Below are 17,387 nucleotides of genomic sequence, written 5' to 3'. Positions count from 1 at the left end.
CTCACAGCTCCTTCAGCACAGCCGGCTCGAGTCGACGGAAGACGATGAGCCCAGCGCCCAGAAAACCAATGCACATCAATGTCGAGATCGCGAGGGCGAACGGATCCCATTGGTCGGGGAAGAACGCGACGCGATAGAGCGAGAAGATGCCGGCGAGGGGGTTGAAGGCGGCCAGGGTGGAGAACACCCCCGGGAGATCGTAGATGCCGTAGATGATCGGCGACGCATAGAAGAGCGCGCGCAGGATCAGGCGGGTCGTGCGCTCCAGGTCGCCCCAGAGCATGCATAGGGGCGCGACGAGAAGTCCGAGTCCGACGAGCAGCATCAGCTGCAGGAGGACGGCGAGCGGGAAGAGGAGGACGCCCCACGTCAGCGTCGCACCGCCGACGATGGCGAAGAGGACGATCACCGGGAGCGAGAACAGGAACTCGATGCCCTTGCTCAGGATGATCCGGGTGACCCAGATCGACCGCGGTATGGACGTCGACCGCACGAGACGCGCGTCCTTCGAGAAGGCCTTCGTGAAGTCCGTCACCGCAGAGTTGAACCACACCCACGGCAGCAATGCCGTGATCAAGAAGACGATGTAGGGCTCGGCTCCCACCGTGCGTTGGAAAACCTGCGTGAAGACGAACCAGTAGATGAGACTCATCACGAGCGGATCGAGGATGGACCAGAGGTATCCCAACGCACTGGTCGAGTACCGCACCTTGAGGTCGCGAGCCGACAGCAGCCACAGCGAATGGAAGTACCGGCGGGCGCTACCCGGCGCACCGACGGTCTGAGTCATCACACGCATGATCCTAGGGTGCGGGCGTACACGGATCTGGGAGCAACCTGCAGGGATCCGTCAGCGCCCACGGGTAGGATCGACGGCGGCTTCGCCGCAGCGTCCAGCCCAGCGCGATCGGAGATATCTTGCCGCAGGTTCTGCAGAACGTCGTTTTCCCCACCGAACGGGACCCCGACATCCTCCCTCTCTACGCGGACCCCGAGACGTGGGCGACGATTGACGATGAGCCCGTCAGAGTCACAAGCGTTGCCCATCTCTCGAACGTGTTGGATCGGCATCGTGCTCGCGTGCAGGCCGGGCGCCGCGTCTCGTTCGCCTCCTACTTCAACGCCTTCCCCGCCTCGTACTGGCAGCACTGGACCACCGTGCGGGAGATCACGCTCACCGTGCGCACCACCGGGCCGGCGACGGTGCTCGTCTACCGCTCCAACGGGGAGGGCGTGAAGCAGCGCATCCTCACCAACGAGGTCGAAGGAGAGGCAACTACACGTGTGGACCTGATCCTCGACAAGTACGGCGACGGCGGATGGATCTGGTTCGACATCTTCGCCGATGCCGAGGACGTCCTCTTCGAGGGCGCCGAATGGACCACCGAGCAGGAACCGGCACGCACCGGGAAGGCCTCACTCGGAATCACCACCTACAACAAACCGGGCTTCTGCGTGGAGACGCTGCGGGCTCTCGCTGAAGCACCCGACGTGCTGGAGTACATCGACCGTATCTTCGTCATCGATCAGGGGACAGATCTCGTGGTCGAACGGGACGAGTACCCCCCCCTCGCCGATCGCCTCGGCGATACTCTCCAGGTCATCCGCCAAGCGAACTTGGGCGGTTCTGGCGGATTCGCCCGCGCGATGACGGAGACACTCGCGAGGCCCGACAGCGGTTTCGTTCAGCTGCTCGACGATGATGTGCGCATCGAGCCCGAGTCTGTCCGCAGATCGATCGTGTTCGGCCAGTACGCGGCCGCGCCGACGATCGTCGGCGCGCACATGTTCGACCTGCTCGATCGTCCCAAGCTCCATGCGTGGGCCGAAGTGGTCGACGAAGAACCGTTTATGTGGCGCACCCTGTTCCAGGAGCGTATGCCTCACGACTTCGCCGAGGGCAACCTCCGTCAGACGCCGATGCTGCACATGAGGTTGGACGCGGACTACAACGGCTGGTGGATGTGCCTCATCCCCGTCGAAGTCCTGCGCGAGATCGGACTGTCCCTTCCTGCCTTCATCAAGTGGGATGACGCGGAGTATTCATTGCGCGCCCGTGCGGCCGGTATTCCCACCGTGTCGATGCCCGGAGTCGCTCTCTGGCACGTCTCCTGGGTCGGAAAGGACGATTCGCTCGACTGGCAAGCGTACTTTCATGCCCGCAATCGAGTTCTCGCCGGACTCCTGCACTCCTCCCGACCCGAGGGCGGGACACTTCTCCGACACAGTCGCCGGATGGACCTAAAGCACCTCATGATGATGCAGTACTATCCCGTCGCGCTCCGACATCGCGCACTGCGTGATCTGCTGTCGGGCCCGGCACATCTCTGGCCGAGCCTCCCGACCGCCATGCCGGCCGCACGCGACCTGGCCAAGCAGTTCCCCGAGACCGAAGTGCACCGGGATACGGGTACCCCCATCCGCTCGCGGCGCGGGAGGCAAGTCTTCGCTCACCGGCGCCGTCATCAGTTCGACAGTCCAACCGGTCTGCGTCTCCGCTGGTTCACGGCCTCGACTCTCGCCCGGCACTGGTTCCACCGTCCCGCACCGGAGAACACCACCCAGCCCGAGGTCGAATTCAGCAAGCTCGACGCCCACTGGTGGCGGATCCCCGTGGTCGACAGTGCGCTCGTGACCACGGCGGACGGCTCCGGGAAGAACGTGTACACGCGCGACCGTGCCAAATACCGCAGCATGCTGCTCGAGAGCGTCCGCCTCCACCGTCGCCTGAGCAGGGAATGGGCACGCCTGGCCGGCGAGTACCGGGCTGCGCTGCCGTCGCTGACCTCGCCCGAATCATGGCGCGCCGCATTCGAAGAGGCGGAGTGATGATGACCGCGACACAGCGCCTCGACGCCCCCCAGGCCACCTTCGATCCCGCATCGGCAACCATCGCTGTGGTCACCTTCAATCGATCCGGGCTTCTTTCCCGACTCCTCCGAAGCATCGAGCGGATGGACCCGAAGCCCGGCCACGTCGTCATCGTCGACAATGCTTCCAGCGACGACACCACCGAAGTCGTCGAGTCGTTCCGCGAGCGGCTGGACGCGGAACTGGTCTACCGCCGACTCGACACGAATACGGGCGGCTCCGGCGGTTTCAGTGAGGGGGTCCGCGTCGCCTACGAGTTGGGTTCGACATGGATTTGGCTCATGGACGATGACGTCGAGGTCATACCGGACGGACTCGCTGCCATGGGCCGGTGGGCATCGCGCTTCAAGAGCATCCAAGGTCGCCGGTACGACTTCGACGGGAGCGAATTCTACTGGCAGTACCGCGTCGCCGAACGGATGGGCATCCCGATCCCGTTCGCGCCCGCGGGCTTCGATAACTCGCGGTTTAAAGAGATGAACTCGGGGTGCTTCGAGGGCATGTTCATCCACCGCGATGTCGTCCGACAGATCGGTCTGCCGGACCCACGCTTCTTCATCTACTGGGATGATCAGCTCTACGGCTGGCTTGCGTCACGGGTCACCACGTCCGTGATCGTGGACGAATTCGTTCTGCGTCGCACGCGCGAGATCAAGCAGTGGGACATGGGCGTGCGGCATATGAACGCATCAAGTGACGTATACCGGTACTACATCATGCGGAACCGAGCGATCATCAAGAAGTACTACCGCGCTCAAGGCGTGTATAACCCGGTCCTGTTCGGGGTGGGCACGGTGCTCACCTTCGGCAAGGAACTGATTCGACTCCTCTTTGTCGAGCGTACGATTCGCGGCACGAGCAACCTCTGGCGAGGACTGCGCGACGGACGATCGATCACACGCGACCGTTCCTTCGAGACCATGCCGTCGTTGATCTGAGTGCAGGTGCGTTCTAGCTGACCGCGCGGAAGAGGCCGAGCATCATCGATCGCGCCAGCGGCAATTCCGCTGCGAATAAGTCTCCCTGAGCGCGAGAAAGCCGCCAACGAGCGTTTGCGATCACCTCACGATAGATGTCGACCAAAGGGCCGGCAATCAGCTCGAGGTTCTCCTGCGAGTATCTCAACGCCGCGGCGCTCGAGTACTCGTCCGGGAATCCTGCCGCCCGGGCCATCGCGAGCGCTAACTGGGATGGGCCCTGCGGAATGCGCTCGGGATCGCCGAAGTGCGCATACGGCGACGTCTCGGGCCCGCTCAGTGGGCCGCCAAGGTCACGCTGACGATTGACCGCGTCATTGAGTGTCCATGAGTGCCGGGGGGTGTCGTAGTCGAAGACCGCCGCAGGAGGAGAGAGCAGGGCGGTGAGGGAGAGAATGCCCTCGCCGCATTCGCCATAGAATCGGCCGTCCGGGCCGAGAGAGTGGCCCAGCTGCGCGAAGGCGACATTCTGAAGGGGCGATATGCCCGTCATGTGAAGGCCGATGTGTTCCGCACCCGAGTGCAGGCCGTTCCTGTACCCGAAGTAATAGAGTTCGCTCGCGTTGCGCGCGCCCGCGTCCACCCCAAGCCCCGCTGCGGACACCTTGAGTTGAGCATCCAAAGCGTCTCTCACTGGACCAGTGTGGGTTGCGGCGTCTCGGATAGCATCTAAGGAGCGCCAGCCCCACGCACCCTTGTGCGCCCCCGCGCCTAGTCCGAAGAGTTCGAAGTCATGAGCCGCCCGCCGACGCGGGCCAAGCGGGCCGAAACCATCGTAGACGCCAGCAAGTCCGGCTGCCCACAGCCTGAAGCCATCGGCAGGGCGCAACATAGGCCAGGCTGTCGCTTTATCAATATCGGTCGGAACCAATCCGAACTCGAAAGCGAGCCGACGGGCTACCGCGTTGTCTCGCTCAGTGGCCGCACCACCCCTGGTCCGACTGATGTACGCTGCTTCACCTATTCCGGACGCTGCGTGCACCGCCGCGAAGACTGCCCGCGAGTCGAGGCCGCCAGAGAGGTGGATTACCGATCGCCAACTCCCGAAGTCCGCCAGCGAAGCAGCCGTGCGCGCCATCGAGATCGCGGTTGCTCTCAGGACTTCTCGGTCCGCACCCACCGATGGCTCACCGGCCGAAAGCATAGTTGCCGCGCTCCGTGTCACCTCCTGAACGGCGAGCCTGTCGACACAAAGCTCGATTCTGACCCAAGGAGGCACAAACGACACCTCTCGAACCATCGTCCGGGGTGAGATTTGCTGGCCCGCGATCTGACTGGGAGCTGCCCGGGCGGCAAGGACCTCCTCGTCGGGCGTTACTGACGCGCCGAGAACACGCCGGAGACTTGTCAGCAACAAGAGCGAGTCGGATACAGCTACGACTCCCTTCGCGCTCGTGTGCATGAGTCGCGCGTTCCCGAAGTAGTCGCGGTCGATACGAACCCGGTCACGTGACCATCTGCATGCGACAAACTCGCCGACGCCGTCCTCGATGCGTTCACGAGTCGATGACGGTGCATCGCGCCAGCCCTTGATACCGAAAACGATCCGCCCATGCGCGTGGTCGATGAGATGTCCGCGAAAGTACTCATTGTCCACGACCGAATCAGACATCCCGCGCCCGACTAGAACGAGCGACCGCCGCGCACGCAAGCGAATGATCTGAACCTCGGACGACGTCGATCGAGTCTGCAACCAGCGCCGTACCCGGCGCTCCTGTGTGGGCGCTACTAGGACGGCAAGGTAGTTCGACACAGTAGTGGAGCGTACTGTTAGTTCGTCACGCGGGTGGTCGTTCTCGCCGGGCCTGCCCGCACGGGCCAGGGCAGAAGGAACAAAGTCACAAGAGCGGCGGAAGCCGCCAAGCCGACGCCTACCACTGAGATAGGCAGCGTCAGAGCCACACCGTGTGATGTCGCGATCGAGGCGAGGGCAGCGGCCCTGTCAGCGCCCCAAGAGCGCTCGAGGACCCAACCGAGGGCTGACGCGGTGGCGACAACCGCGAACGCACAGAATATCGAGGCGAGGATCCGTCGGGCAGCAGCCCTCAACCGTTGCGTGACGATGACGGCAAGGCTTGCAAATGTTGCACAGAAAGCAGCTATTCCTGCATACACGTACCGGCCCTGGATACCCCTGTCAGGGGACCCGAGGTCCCAATAGATTCCGTGCGCATTTACGAAGATGACTGCGACTATCAACACCGGAAATGCCCACAGGAGCGCCAGAACGCGCCGTTCGGAACCGACGATCACCGCGACAAGGACAAGGCCGACGAGTACTAGCCCCGCGACGTCCACGATGTGAGTCGGGAGTGCGATGTCGTCACGCGCGCCACGCCCCCAAAGGGTCCGGTTGAAGCGCACAATGGCGCCGATGATGAAATCGCCAAGATCATATCCTTCATGTGCGATCGCTGACCGCTCGCGGTCGCCGAGAGTGCTCGGCTGTATGCGACCAAGGAGCAGCAGATTACGAAGCCACCACCAGCCTCCGACGGCGAACGCAATCACGAGGGGGAGCAAGAAGACCCAGATGCGTGTGGGCCAAGATCGCCAGCGCCAAGCCACCATTGCAGCGAACACCGCGACGACCGGTACGAGCAGAAGCGCGAGTCCTTTCGTGAGCAGCGCCAGGCCGAGCGCGACGCCGGCCAGAGCCAACGACGTCCGCGCCTTCTCTTCTCGATAGAGCGCCCGTACCGCGAAGCAGATTGCCGCCGAGCACGTAAGGACAAGCATCGGGTCGTTGTTGATGAAACCGCCGATGTTCGTGAAGAACGGCATCAGCAAGACGCTGGTGCCTCCTATAACGCCGGCTCGCGGTGAGCCACTCACGTGTCGGCCGACAGAAACCAGAAACGGAATGGCACCAGCGAGCATGGCTGCGGAGGATATCCGCATCATCAGCTGTGCCGCATCCCATTGGGTCTCGTGATCGCCAATCATGCTCGCAGCTGCCGCGACGACTCCGTAGTAGAGGGGCGGGTGCTGAACCATCTGGTCCTTACCCAGATTCTCCCAGTTCCCGCCCGCGAAGATCGTCGACCGCGCGTTGGGCAGCGGCGGGCTCTCATCGCGCTGTCCCCGATAACCCCAACCCGCCTCGGTGACCGCCGTGACAGTCCAGCTCTCCATCTGCGCCTCGTACGGGAGAGGCCAGCCACCCCCTGACATGATGCGGGTGACAGAGTTGTAGTGCGCACGCTCGTCAGGGCCCGAGAACGGAGCCGATACCAGCGCCCACGACATGCACGCCAGGAACACCACCGCAGCGAGCAGCCCCGTAGCCCAGCGGTAGGCTGCCACCCCCGACATTGAACGGACGCGACCGGCGTGCGCGGCCTCCGCCGCGGAGCTCATCGATCGGTGCTGACGAGTCGCGCGATGAGGTCTGCCTGTTCGATGGAGCGAGCACGCACGCCGGGAAGGTGCTCATCGAGCTTCGCTTTGACCTCTTCGCGCGCCCCTTCGAGGGCGGCGAAGCGCTCGGCGAGATGCGAGGGGGTCAGCGTGTCATGGCCGAAGGCCCACTCCTCCAGATCGAACATCTCGAGCACCTCGCGGTACTTGTGGCTCCACCCGATCACGAGCGTCGGCACCGCCATCGCCAGCGAGGAGACCATCGCGTGGAAGCGGCTGGCAACGAAGAACGAGCAACGCCCGATCAGATAGCGCAGCTGCTGCGAGCTGAGCTCTCGATCGACGAAGAGGAGATCGTCGCCCAGCGTGAGCCGCGCGTGGATCTCACGGCACAGCGGCAGGTCGTTGTTGTGGGTCTTGTCCGTCCCGGTGCGCACGCTGTGGGGCAGGAGGAGCACGCGCTTGCCCTGTGCGCGCACGTGCCCGATGAAGTCGACAATCTGCCCGACGTAGTCTCCGCCGCGCTCGTCGACCTTCTTCTGCAGCACCACGCTCGGGCACACGCCCACCACGTCTTCGTCGAAGAAGGACAGATCGAGATGAAGTGACACCTGCTGGCATTCGGTGCCATCGAGCGCGAGCGAGAAGGCGTAGTCCGCGCCAGCGACGAGGTTGGTCAGTCCCAGTCCCTCGGCGTACTCGTGCGTGATGCGTCCGCGCGTGACGATCGTGGCCGCCTTGGGCAGAAAGGTGCGTGACGCCCAGCGGTTGATCGGGTTCTGGAAGGGGCCGACCGCCTGGGCGCACTTGAAGACGGGTGTGCGGGTGTTCAGGGCCGGCAGAATCGATGCGACGTTGTACAGCAAGAACTTCTCGCGGCCGTCGGTGAAGGTGATGCCGCCCTGATCGAGCAGCACCGACGACTCTGCGAGAGCGCGGATCACACGCGAATGGCGGCGCAGCGTCCCGCGCAGGAACGGCAGAACGCTGTACATAAGCGCGAGCGTGTTGATCGTCACGCCGAGCTGTCGCGGATTCGCTGGCAGGATCTCGAGGTTCGGATACGGGTTCTGCGCGGCGTCTTCACGCGGGTACATGCTCAGCAGCGTGAACCGGGGGTCGTCGAGTCGCTCGCCGAGCGACTGGATCGCCGCTTCGAGCATAGCCGAGGCCCCCTTGTTGCCCGACAGGGCTGAGCCAATGATGGTGATCCGCGGACCGGTCATGGTCGGTACTCCTTGGGGATGGTGCGGCGGATGCCGATGTAGATGAGGGCGACGAGGCCGTCGCCGACGGTGCTGAGGAGTCGAGCGAGGAGGCTGATGACGATCGCCTCCGCGACGGGGATGTACTGGCTCAGGACGAGGACGATGACCGCCTCGCGTACCCCGAGACCGCTGGGCACGAAGAACGCGAGGATCCCGATCGCGCCCGCGAGCACGTAGGCGGCCGCGAAGGGCAGCCACTGCGCGGGCGGAACCGTGCTGACGGTCGCGGCGATCATCACGAAGCCGATGCCGTTGAGCGCACGCGGCCCGAGGAATCCGACGATGTACGCGAGCGTGCGCCCGGTGGATAGGAAGTACTCCTTCGGCACCTCACGCTTGAGCGCGCGCCGGGCGGGGATGCTCACGAGGCGGTGGAAAACCGGCGGGTACAGCACTGCCGCGAGCGGCACAAGCACCAGGACCGGCACGACCAGCAGCGTCGCGTTCTCACCGAAGATCTCGGGTCCCAGGCTGAGCAGCAGGATCAAGGCGCTGGGGACGATCGAGGCGAACTGCAGGAACACATTCTCGTACACGAACGTGATGAGCACGAGCGAACGACTGACGCCCTTCTTACCCGCCCAGACGACCTTGTTCACCACAGACCCAACCTGGCCGGGAATGTACTTGAGCAGCCACGAGGCGCACTGCACCGCGATCGCCTCGGCCACGCTCACGCGCCCGTCGGGGTCGGTGTCGAGCACGCGCACCATGTGCCCCCACAGCAGGCCCGTCAGCGGGACGGCGAGGGCGAATACCACCGTCGCTACGATCCACCAGGGGCTGAAGGCGAGCTGCTCGGCGGCGATCGCATCCCAGTTGTCCCACAGCGCGACGGCAAAGAAGTACCCGACGACGCCGACGACGAGGACCGTCAGCGCCCATCGGAGCGCGCGACGTCGCCAGCGCGGAGCGGATTCCTCGGTCATGCGTCAGTTGAAGCGGCGGAAGGTGTCCAGCTCCTTCTTCTGCGAGTAGGGCACCATCCCCTCCGGGTGCGCATAGCCCACGGCGATCAGCATGACGACGCGGTCGGTCATGGACAGCCCGAGCGTCTTCTGCATCCTGCGCTCGAGAGGCTCGAAGTCAGGCCAGTTGATGACCGAGGAGCTCAGCCCCAGGGTCTCCAGAGCCAGCATGAACTGCATCGCTGCGAGGGAGCTGTCGACGTAGATGGCGTGACGATCGCGGGGACTGAAATACGACTCGAGTTTGCCGACGACGACGACGATGGCCGGGATGTTGTGCCCATAGCCGGCGGCACCGAACGGTATCGACGACACCCGGCGGACGAATTCGGGGTCGTCGAAGACACGGAACTCGTATGGCAGCCGGTTGCACGCCGTCGGCGCCTGCCGTCCGACCAGGAGCGCCCGGTCGATCTCCTCGCGCGGTACGGGGCGCTGGTCGAACCAGCGCACGCTGCGTCGCTGGGAGACCAGGCGCTCGAGGTCGTCGTACGACAGATTCGAGAGCTGCTCCTTCGGATGCGGCACCTTGCCCGTGAACTCCCCCGCGTAGCCGGCGGCCACGAACCGTGCACGTGCGGCGTCTACGGTGGCGTCCTCGCCCGTAACCGAGCGGAAGTACTCGGTGAGCACGTCATGCGCCCAGTCCATCTCGCTCTGCTCCATGGTCCCGGGGGCCGCGGCGAACTGCGCGGCGGCCTCCTCGTAGAACTCGATGGTCTCGGTGATGTAGTCGCGCGCGAAGACATCCCGACGGGGGCGCATGATGAGGCCCTTCTCGAGACGGTGCACGTTGCGGCGCAGCTCAACATGCGAGAGGCGGTCACGATGCTTGTTTCGGTAGTAGTCGCGGCGACCACGCAGGACAGCGGATTGCTCGCGGTTGAACGTGATCGCGCTGACGAAAAACCACAGGTGGGTCAGGATGCGACTCGAGCCGAACGTCTCGAGCACCACACGGTTGACCAACTCGTAGACACGGCGGATCCACGTGATCGCGAGCAAATCCTTGGCAATGCGCTTGAGCGTGTTGAGCACGCAGACTCCTGTCGGCGGAAGGGGCGGGGAGTGGTCAGGCGCCGCGCGCGGCTCGCGCCTCGGCGTCATCGGCACGTTCGTGCTCGGGCGCGATGGTGGCGACCGGCTCGGCGCCTGAGAGCACCGTCTCGACCGCTAGGGGACTGATGGCCAGCGACGGGTGCTGTGCGGCGTCGTCAGGACCCACCGCGTTCGGGTCCGCGATGCGCTCCGGCGCATACTGCAGTTGCTTGATGCGCTCGAGGGCGTCCTCGACCAGGGTGCGGTTAGTGCGCAGCATGTCGGAGATGACGAGGAGCGCGACGCTCAGAAGCGCACCGACTAGCAGTGCCGAACCGAGGATGAGCGATTGAATATGGTCTCCGGCGACCCCCATCAAGCTCAGCACGAGGAACCGGCCAAACGGTATCGCCGCCCCGGCCAGGAACACCGCTGCCAGGGTCAGGAAGACCGCGTGCGGTTTGAACATCACATAGCTGCGCATGATCGCCTGCGCGGAGCGCCCCATGTGCTGGAAGATGTTCGAAAAGAGACGCGATTCGCGTGTCTTCGGGTTGGTCTTGATGGGCACACTCGCGATACGCAGGCGCTTGTTGCCGGCCTGAATAATCGTCTCCATGCAGTAGCTGAACTGCGTGACGACGTTCAGGCGGATGAGGGCCTCGCGAGAGTACGCGCGGAAGCCGCTCGCTGCGTCGGGTAGGTCGGTCTCGGCGGCGAAGTTCACCACACCGCTTCCCACGCCCTGCATGATCTTTTTGAAACCAGAGAAATGCGCGATCGTCTTGGTTTGCCTGTCCCCGATGACGATGTCCGCCTCACCTCGCAGGATGGGCTGGACCAGGTCGGCGATTCGCTCCTGCGGGTATTGGTTGTCGCCGTCGGTGTTGATGACGATGTCCGCGCCGTGCTGGAGGGCGTAGTCGACACCGTCGCGGAACGACCGGGCGAGGCCCATGTTGCGGGTGTGGAAGACGAAGTGCTCGACTCCCAGCTGCCGTGCGACCTCGACGGTGCGGTCGGATGAGCCATCGTCGACCACCAGCACGTGGATCTCGTCGACACCGTCGATCTGCTTCGGAATCCCCGCGAGCACGAGCGGGAGGGTCGTCTCCTCGTTGAGGCAAGGAATTTGGATGAAGATGCGCATGTGTCTGAGGAGGCTTTCGCGAGGCGGCGGCGGATTTTCCGCCGCATGACGAGTCCGGATCCGAGCCGACCCGCCGCGGCAACAATTCTACCCGACGCCTCCTCCGAGGCGACACGCGCCGCCGATCACTCAGGCGAGCCTGTTGGTCCACAGCGACAGAGCCGAGCCGATCGCCATGTGCATGTCGAGGTACTGGTATGTGCCCAGTCGCCCGCCGAAGTAGACGTCCTTCTCGCCCTTGGTGAGCTCGCGGTACGCGAGGAGGCCACTGCGGTCCTTCTGGGTGTTGACGGGGTAGTACGGCTCGTCCGCGCGCTCGGCGAATCGGGAGAACTCGCGCATGATGACCGTCCGGTCGGCCGGGTGACGGTCTGCGCGCTCAGGGTGGAAGTGCTTGAACTCGTGGATGCGGGTATACGGCACGTCCGCGTCAGCGTAGTTCATGACGCTCGTGCCCTGGAAGTCGCCGACTTCTAGCACCTCCTGCTCGAAGTCCAGCGTCCGCCACGCGAGCGCGCCCTCGGCGTAGTCGAAGTACCGGTCGACCGGCCCGGTGTAGACGATCGGGAGCCGGCCCACGGTGTCGGCCTTGTTCAGCGGCTGGGTCTCGTCGAAGAAGTCCGTGTCGAGGCTCACCTCGATGTTCGGGTGGTCGGCCATGCGCTCGAGCCACGCGGTGTATCCGTCGGTCGGCAGTCCTTCCCACGTGTCGTTGAAGTACCGGTTGTCGTAGGTGTAGCGCACCGGCAGCCGGCTGATGATCTCGGCCGGTAGATCCTTCGGATCTGTCTGCCACTGCTTGGCGGTGTAGTCGCGGATGAACGCCTCGTAGAGGGGGCGCCCGATGAGCGCGATCCCCTTCTCCTCGAGGTTCGCCGCACTCTTCGCGTCGAACTCCCCCGCCTGCTCCTGCACCAGCGCGCGGGCTTCGTCGGGCGAGTAGGCCGCCTGGAAGAACTGGTTGACGGTGCCGAGGTTGATCGGCAGCGGATACACGACGCCGCGATGGTTCGTGTACACCCGGTGCACGTATGAGGTGAACGATGTGAAGCGGTTCGCGTACTCCCACACCCCGGGGTTCGACGTGTGGAACAGGTGCGCGCCGTATCGATGCACCTCGATGCCCGTGGACGGTTCGGGCTCGCTATAGGCGTTCCCGCCAATGTGAGGCCGGCGGTCGATGACGGTGACCTTGCGCCCCGCCGCGGCCGCGCGCTCCGCGATCGTCAGGCCGAAGAAGCCGGAGCCGACAACGAGAAGATCCATATGGTGCGCTTTCTGAATCGGTGCGAAGACGCGATCCGCGCGCCTCGTATGGGGAGTCGCCGGGGCGTTGAGCACCTGTCCAGCAGACGGACTACTACGATATCTCACTGTTGTCCACCAGCCGGGAGTCGAGATGAATGAGGCTTGGCTTGCCGCCGCACCGTCGGTGTTGATCGCCGTCGGCGTGATACTTCTTCCGGGTGCTGCCGTGATCGCAGCCGGATGGGGCCCGAGATCCGTCACGGCCTGGCTCTTCGCCCCCGCCGTGTCTCTCGCGGTCGTCGCCGTCGCGGCGACCGCAGCACCGCTGACGGGCCTGCGCTGGTCGCTGCTGCCGGTGGCGATCGTGACCGCTGGCACGGCCGCGGTCGCATTCGCGGTGCGACGCTGGGTCGGACGCACCGAGTTTCCCGCACCGTGGACCGCGCCCGCGCCCCCCTCTCGACGAGGTGCCGCCCCGGTCGCCGCCGCGGTCGGTCTCGTCGCCGCCGCCCTCGCCATCGGGACCCAGCTCGGGGTCGTCTTCGGCGACCCCGAGAACATCTCGCAGACCTTCGACGCGATCGTGCATCTCAACGCGGTGCGCCTGATCCTCGACACCGGCGATGCCTCGATCTTCACCGTCGGAAGCGCCTCCGACATCGACTTCTACCCGAACGGCTGGCACAGCGTCGTGACGCTCGTCGCGCAGCTCGGCGGGGGCGGCGTGGCGCTCGCGGTCAACGCCGCGAACATCGCCATTGGAGCCGTCGCGTGGCCCGCCTCAGCGCTCGCGCTATCCGCTTCGGTCTTCGCGGCACGCCCCGCGGCGCTCGCGCTCACCGCGGCGCTGACGACAGGGTTCGGGGCCTTCCCTCTGATGCTGCTCGACTTCGGCGTGCTCTACCCGAACTTCACCGCCTACGCGGTGCTGCCCGCCGGGATCGCCGCGGCCTGGCTGCTCCTGCGCACCCGCGGGCGTGACCGGCTGCGCACCGCGCTGCTGCTGGTCACCGTCTGCGCGGCCATCGGGATCTCGCACCCGAACGCGTTCCTGGCGCTCTACGCCCTCACCGTCGCGGGCATCGCCTGGATCCTTGGCGCGGCGGCCTTCACAGAGCGCACGCGCGCCGCGGTCACCGTCGCCGCCGTGACCATTCCCGCCCTCGCCCTGGTCGGGGTCGGCCTGTGGCGCGTCGGCCGCACCAACGAGGAGATGTCCGGGTGGGGCGCGTGGCAGAGCGCGGCGCAGGCCTTCGGCGAAGCCGCCCTCGTCGCCCCGCGCGGGTACCCGATCACGGTGACCACCGCCCTCCTGCTGATTCTGGGAATCGTCGTCGTCGTCCGCCGTCCGGCTCGCTGGGCGCTCGCGGGAATCCCGTTCGCCGCCGCCGCGCTCCTGTTCATCGTCGTCAGCGGCCTCCCCGTCGGCACGCAGATCCGCGACCTGCTGACCAATCCCTGGTACAACGACTCGTACCGGCTCGCGGCGCTCCTGCCGATCGCGGCGATCCCCGTCGCCGTCCTCGGCGCCCTCGTCCTGATCGACCTGCTGAACCGGGCCGCGCGTCGTGCGCGGTGGACGGAGCCCGTCCGGATGGGCGTCGTCGCGCTCGCCGCGGCCGCGGCGTTCAGCGTGGCCGTCGGCCCCAATGTCACCGCGACGATGCACGCCGCACAGGGCGCCTACCGACTGGACGGGTCCGCGGCGCTGCTCACGGAGGACGAGCAGATCCTGCTGGACCGACTGGATGAGACGCTGCCCGCGGATGCCGTGCTCATCGTCAATCCGTGGACGGGCGGCTCGCTCGCGTATGCGCTCGCGGGGCGCGAGGTGCTGGAGCTCCACGTCTTCGGCACGCGCACGGACGACGAGGAGTACGTCGACGCCCACCTGGCCGACATCGACGACGACCCGCGCGTGTGCGAGGCCGTGGACCGCCTGGGGGCGGAGTACGTGCTCGACTTCGGATCCCAGAACGTCTTCAACAGCAAGAACTCGGGCACCGAGCGCAGCGGGATCAACGACCTCGAGCCGTCCGATCGCCTCGTCCTCGTCGACGCCGAGGGCGACGACGCGCGGCTCTTCCGCATCGAGGGGTGCTGATGCCCGTGACATCCGTCGCGATCGCCTACGACTGCCTCTTCCCGTACACCACGGGCGGCGGCGAGCGGCAGTACCGCGCCTTCGCCACCGAGCTCGCCGGCCGCGGCCTCGCGGTGGACTATCTCACCGCCCGCCAATGGACGGGGGCCGCGCCCGAGGAGCCCGGGTTCCGGGTGGTCGCGGCCACGGGCCCGCTCCGTCTGTATTCCGCGGACGGTGTCCGCCGATCCGCCGCCGCCGCGGCGTTCGCCTGGGGACTGTTCCGCACCCTCCGCCGTCGCCGCCACCGGTACGACGCGGTGATCGTCAGCGCACTCCCCGTGTTGAACGTCTTCGCCGCGAGGGCCGCGCTGGCCGGAACCCGCACGACGCTGATCGCCGACTACCTCGAGGTGTGGCGGCGCCCGCAGTGGATCCGGTACGCCGGCCGGGCCACCGGCACCGTCGCGTGGTTCCTGCAGCGCGTCGCGATCGCGCTCACACCGGTCGCAACCGCCCACTCGCAGCTGAGCGCCCGGCGCCTGCGCGCGGAAGGCCTGCGCGGGAGGCTGCTGGTCAGCCCCGGCCTGATCGAAGGCGGCAACCCGGAGCCCGAGACGCGCGATGCGGCGTCGCCGCCGTTCGTGCTGTACGTCGGACGCCATATCCCCGACAAGCGCGTGGAGTGCCTCCCTGCTGCCGTCGCCGTCGCACGCGAGCGCATCCCGGACCTGCGCCTCGTCATCCTGGGGGACGGACCGAGCGCCCCCGAAGTGCGCGCCGCGATTCGGGCCGCCGACGGGGACGTATGGACGGACCTCCCGGGCTTCGTCCCCCAGGAGCGCCTCGACGAGCTCATGGCGACCGCGGCGTGCCTGGTGAACCCCTCGCGCCGCGAGGGCTACGGCCTCGTGGTCGTCGAATCCGCCGCACACGGGACGCCCGTCGTGCTCGTCGCCGACGAGGGCAACGCGTCGACCGAGCTGATCGAGGCGGGACGCAACGGCCACGTCGCCGCGAGCGCCGCGCCGCGCGACCTCGGTGATGCGATCGGCCGCACCGTGGCCGGTGCCGGTGCGCTGCGGCGATCCACGTCAGACTGGTACCGCGAAGCCCTGGCGACGCGCACGATCCGCCGCACCATCGACGCGATCGTCGACACCGTGCGAGACATCCGCGGCGCGGGCGACGATCGCCCCCGCGCCGAGAGAGCAGAGAACAAGTGAACCGACCCGTCGAGACGGATCCCGTCGAGCTGACCATCCTGATGCCGTGCCTCAACGAGGCCGAGACGCTGGCCGTCTGCATCCAGAAGGCCCAGGGCTTCCTCGCGCGCAGCGGTGTGCGCGGTGAGGTGCTGATCTCCGACAACGGCAGCACCGACGGCTCCCAGCAGATCGCCGCAGACCTCGGCGCACGGGTCTCGCACGCCCCGCGCCGCGGATACGGCGCCGCCCTCATCAACGGTATCGAGCAGGCCCGCGGCAGGTTCGTGATCATGGCCGACGCCGACGACAGCTACGACTTCGAGAACCTCGAGCCGTTCGTCGAGAAGCTCCGGGCAGGAGCCGACCTCGTGATGGGCAACCGCTTCCGCGGCGGGATCGCCCCCGGCGCCATGCCCCCGCTGCACAAGTACCTCGGAAACCCCGTGCTCTCCGGCATCGGGCAGCTGTTCTTCCGGCCCGGCATCGACGACTTCCACTGCGGACTGCGCGGCTTCAACCGCGAGCGGATCCTGAGCCTCGACCTCCAGACGACCGGCATGGAGTTCGCCTCGGAGATGGTGGTCAAGGCCTCGCTCGCCCGCTACCGCATCGAAGAGGTGCCGACCACGCTCAAGAAGGACGGCCGCTCGCGCCCGCCGCACCTGCGCAGCTGGCACGACGGCTGGCGCCACCTGCGGTTCCTGCTGATCTTCGCGCCACGCTGGCTGTTCGTCTACCCCGGACTCGTCGCGTTCCTCGTCGGTGCCATCGCGGTCGGGGTCCTGTCGTTCGGCGGCGTGCAGATCGGCGCCGTCGGGTTCGACGTGACGACCATGGTGTACGCCAGCGCCCTGTGCGTGATGGGCTACCAGTCGCTGCTGTTCTTCTGGCTCACCAAGCTCTACGCCACCCAGGAGGGATTCCTGCCGGCGAGTCCGCGGTATCGCTCGATCGTCGCGAGGTGGAGCGCCGAACGCGGCCTGCTCATCGGCCTCGGCCTGTTCGTGGTGGGCGTGGGGATCGGCGTCGTCCAGGTGCTCCGATGGGGCAGCCTCGACTTCGGGCCGCAGGACGCGACCGAGGTCGTGCGGATCGCGATCCCGAGCGCGCTCGGGATCATGCTGGGGTTCCAGACCGTCATGATGAGCTTCTTCTCGGGCGTACTCTCCACCCCTCGGCGCGAGGTCCGGCCCGACGCCGTCATCGAGAGCTGATC

The 17,387-nt window shown here is 66.2% G+C and carries 13 protein-coding genes; 5 read left to right on the top strand and 8 right to left on the bottom strand.

Annotated features, from left to right (window positions below; all coding sequences use genetic code 11):
• Position 1: 1 nt before the first annotated feature.
• A complete protein-coding gene (locus RZO50_RS08660; protein WP_322599312.1) occupies positions 2-790 on the bottom strand; it encodes an ABC transporter permease in 789 nt (262 codons plus the stop codon).
• A gap of 128 nt (positions 791-918) precedes the next feature.
• On the opposite strand from RZO50_RS08660, the gene RZO50_RS08655 reads away from it, so the two are divergent.
• Together RZO50_RS08655 and RZO50_RS08650 are read left to right on the top strand one after the other, a co-directional pair.
• Positions 919-2,829, top strand: a complete 1,911-nt coding sequence (locus tag RZO50_RS08655; protein WP_322599311.1) for a glycosyltransferase — start codon at positions 919-921, stop codon at positions 2,827-2,829.
• Positions 2,829-3,809, top strand: a complete 981-nt coding sequence (locus RZO50_RS08650) for a glycosyltransferase (protein ID WP_322599310.1) — start codon at positions 2,829-2,831, stop codon at positions 3,807-3,809. Before RZO50_RS08655 ends, RZO50_RS08650 begins: the two co-directional genes overlap by 1 nt.
• Before the next feature lie 13 nt (positions 3,810-3,822).
• Here the strand turns inward: RZO50_RS08650 and RZO50_RS08645 are convergent, their stop codons facing one another.
• From RZO50_RS08645 to glf, 7 genes are all read right to left on the bottom strand, one after another.
• Positions 3,823-4,482 (bottom strand): hypothetical protein, encoded by a 660-nt coding sequence (locus RZO50_RS08645; RefSeq protein ID WP_322599309.1) that lies wholly within the window; start codon positions 4,480-4,482, stop codon positions 3,823-3,825.
• Between the two features lie 1,136 nt (positions 4,483-5,618).
• On the bottom strand, positions 5,619-7,154 hold the full coding sequence (locus RZO50_RS08640; RefSeq protein ID WP_322599308.1) for a DUF2142 domain-containing protein: 1,536 nt from the start codon (positions 7,152-7,154) through the stop codon (positions 5,619-5,621).
• Between the two features lie 50 nt (positions 7,155-7,204).
• A complete protein-coding gene (locus RZO50_RS08635; RefSeq protein WP_322599307.1) occupies positions 7,205-8,434 on the bottom strand; it encodes a polysaccharide pyruvyl transferase family protein in 1,230 nt (409 codons plus the stop codon).
• A complete protein-coding gene (locus RZO50_RS08630) occupies positions 8,431-9,405 on the bottom strand; it encodes a lysylphosphatidylglycerol synthase domain-containing protein (RefSeq protein WP_322599306.1) in 975 nt (324 codons plus the stop codon). Before RZO50_RS08630 ends, RZO50_RS08635 begins: the two co-directional genes overlap by 4 nt.
• A 3-nt stretch (positions 9,406-9,408) precedes the next feature.
• Complete coding sequence (locus RZO50_RS08625; protein ID WP_322599305.1) at positions 9,409-10,482, bottom strand: nitroreductase family protein; 1,074 nt, start codon at positions 10,480-10,482, stop codon at positions 9,409-9,411.
• Between the two features lie 34 nt (positions 10,483-10,516).
• Positions 10,517-11,632: a glycosyltransferase family 2 protein gene (locus RZO50_RS08620; RefSeq protein ID WP_322599304.1), complete on the bottom strand. Its 1,116-nt coding sequence runs from the start codon at positions 11,630-11,632 to the stop codon at positions 10,517-10,519.
• A 129-nt stretch (positions 11,633-11,761) separates the two neighbouring features.
• Positions 11,762-12,898, bottom strand: a complete 1,137-nt coding sequence (gene glf, locus RZO50_RS08615) for a UDP-galactopyranose mutase (RefSeq protein WP_322599303.1) — start codon at positions 12,896-12,898, stop codon at positions 11,762-11,764.
• 133 nt (positions 12,899-13,031) lie between these two features.
• Here glf and RZO50_RS08610 point away from each other — a divergent pair, with 133 nt between their 5' ends.
• The 3 genes from RZO50_RS08610 to RZO50_RS08600 are packed head-to-tail and all read left to right on the top strand — an operon-like array spanning position 13,032 to position 17,385.
• Positions 13,032-14,984 carry a DUF6541 family protein gene (locus RZO50_RS08610; RefSeq protein WP_322599302.1) on the top strand — a complete coding sequence of 651 codons (1,953 nt, stop codon included), beginning with the start codon at positions 13,032-13,034 and terminating at the stop codon, positions 14,982-14,984.
• A complete protein-coding gene (locus tag RZO50_RS08605; RefSeq protein WP_322599301.1) occupies positions 14,984-16,189 on the top strand; it encodes a glycosyltransferase family 4 protein in 1,206 nt (401 codons plus the stop codon). Before RZO50_RS08610 ends, RZO50_RS08605 begins: the two co-directional genes overlap by 1 nt.
• Positions 16,186-17,385 carry a glycosyltransferase family 2 protein gene (locus RZO50_RS08600; RefSeq protein ID WP_228480783.1) on the top strand — a complete coding sequence of 400 codons (1,200 nt, stop codon included), beginning with the start codon at positions 16,186-16,188 and terminating at the stop codon, positions 17,383-17,385. Before RZO50_RS08605 ends, RZO50_RS08600 begins: the two co-directional genes overlap by 4 nt.
• The last annotated feature ends 2 nt before the right edge of the window (positions 17,386-17,387 follow it).

The sequence above is a fragment of the Microbacterium xanthum genome (assembly GCF_034531355.1).
GTDB classification, from domain to species: domain Bacteria; phylum Actinomycetota; class Actinomycetes; order Actinomycetales; family Microbacteriaceae; genus Microbacterium; species Microbacterium xanthum.
This window is presented reverse-complemented; position numbering and strand designations above follow the sequence as displayed.

Coding starts and splice junctions, on each gene's coding strand:
- RZO50_RS08605 (WP_322599301.1), top strand. CDS start 14,984: ATGCCCGTGACATCCGTCGCGATCGCCTACGACTGCCTCTTCCCGTAC.
- glf (WP_322599303.1), bottom strand. CDS start 12,898: ATGGATCTTCTCGTTGTCGGCTCCGGCTTCTTCGGCCTGACGATCGCG.
- RZO50_RS08650 (WP_322599310.1), top strand. CDS start 2,829: ATGATGACCGCGACACAGCGCCTCGACGCCCCCCAGGCCACCTTCGAT.
- RZO50_RS08630 (WP_322599306.1), bottom strand. CDS start 9,405: ATGACCGAGGAATCCGCTCCGCGCTGGCGACGTCGCGCGCTCCGATGG.
- RZO50_RS08635 (WP_322599307.1), bottom strand. CDS start 8,434: ATGACCGGTCCGCGGATCACCATCATTGGCTCAGCCCTGTCGGGCAAC.
- RZO50_RS08660 (WP_322599312.1), bottom strand. CDS start 790: ATGACTCAGACCGTCGGTGCGCCGGGTAGCGCCCGCCGGTACTTCCAT.
- RZO50_RS08620 (WP_322599304.1), bottom strand. CDS start 11,632: ATGCGCATCTTCATCCAAATTCCTTGCCTCAACGAGGAGACGACCCTC.
- RZO50_RS08610 (WP_322599302.1), top strand. CDS start 13,032: ATGAATGAGGCTTGGCTTGCCGCCGCACCGTCGGTGTTGATCGCCGTC.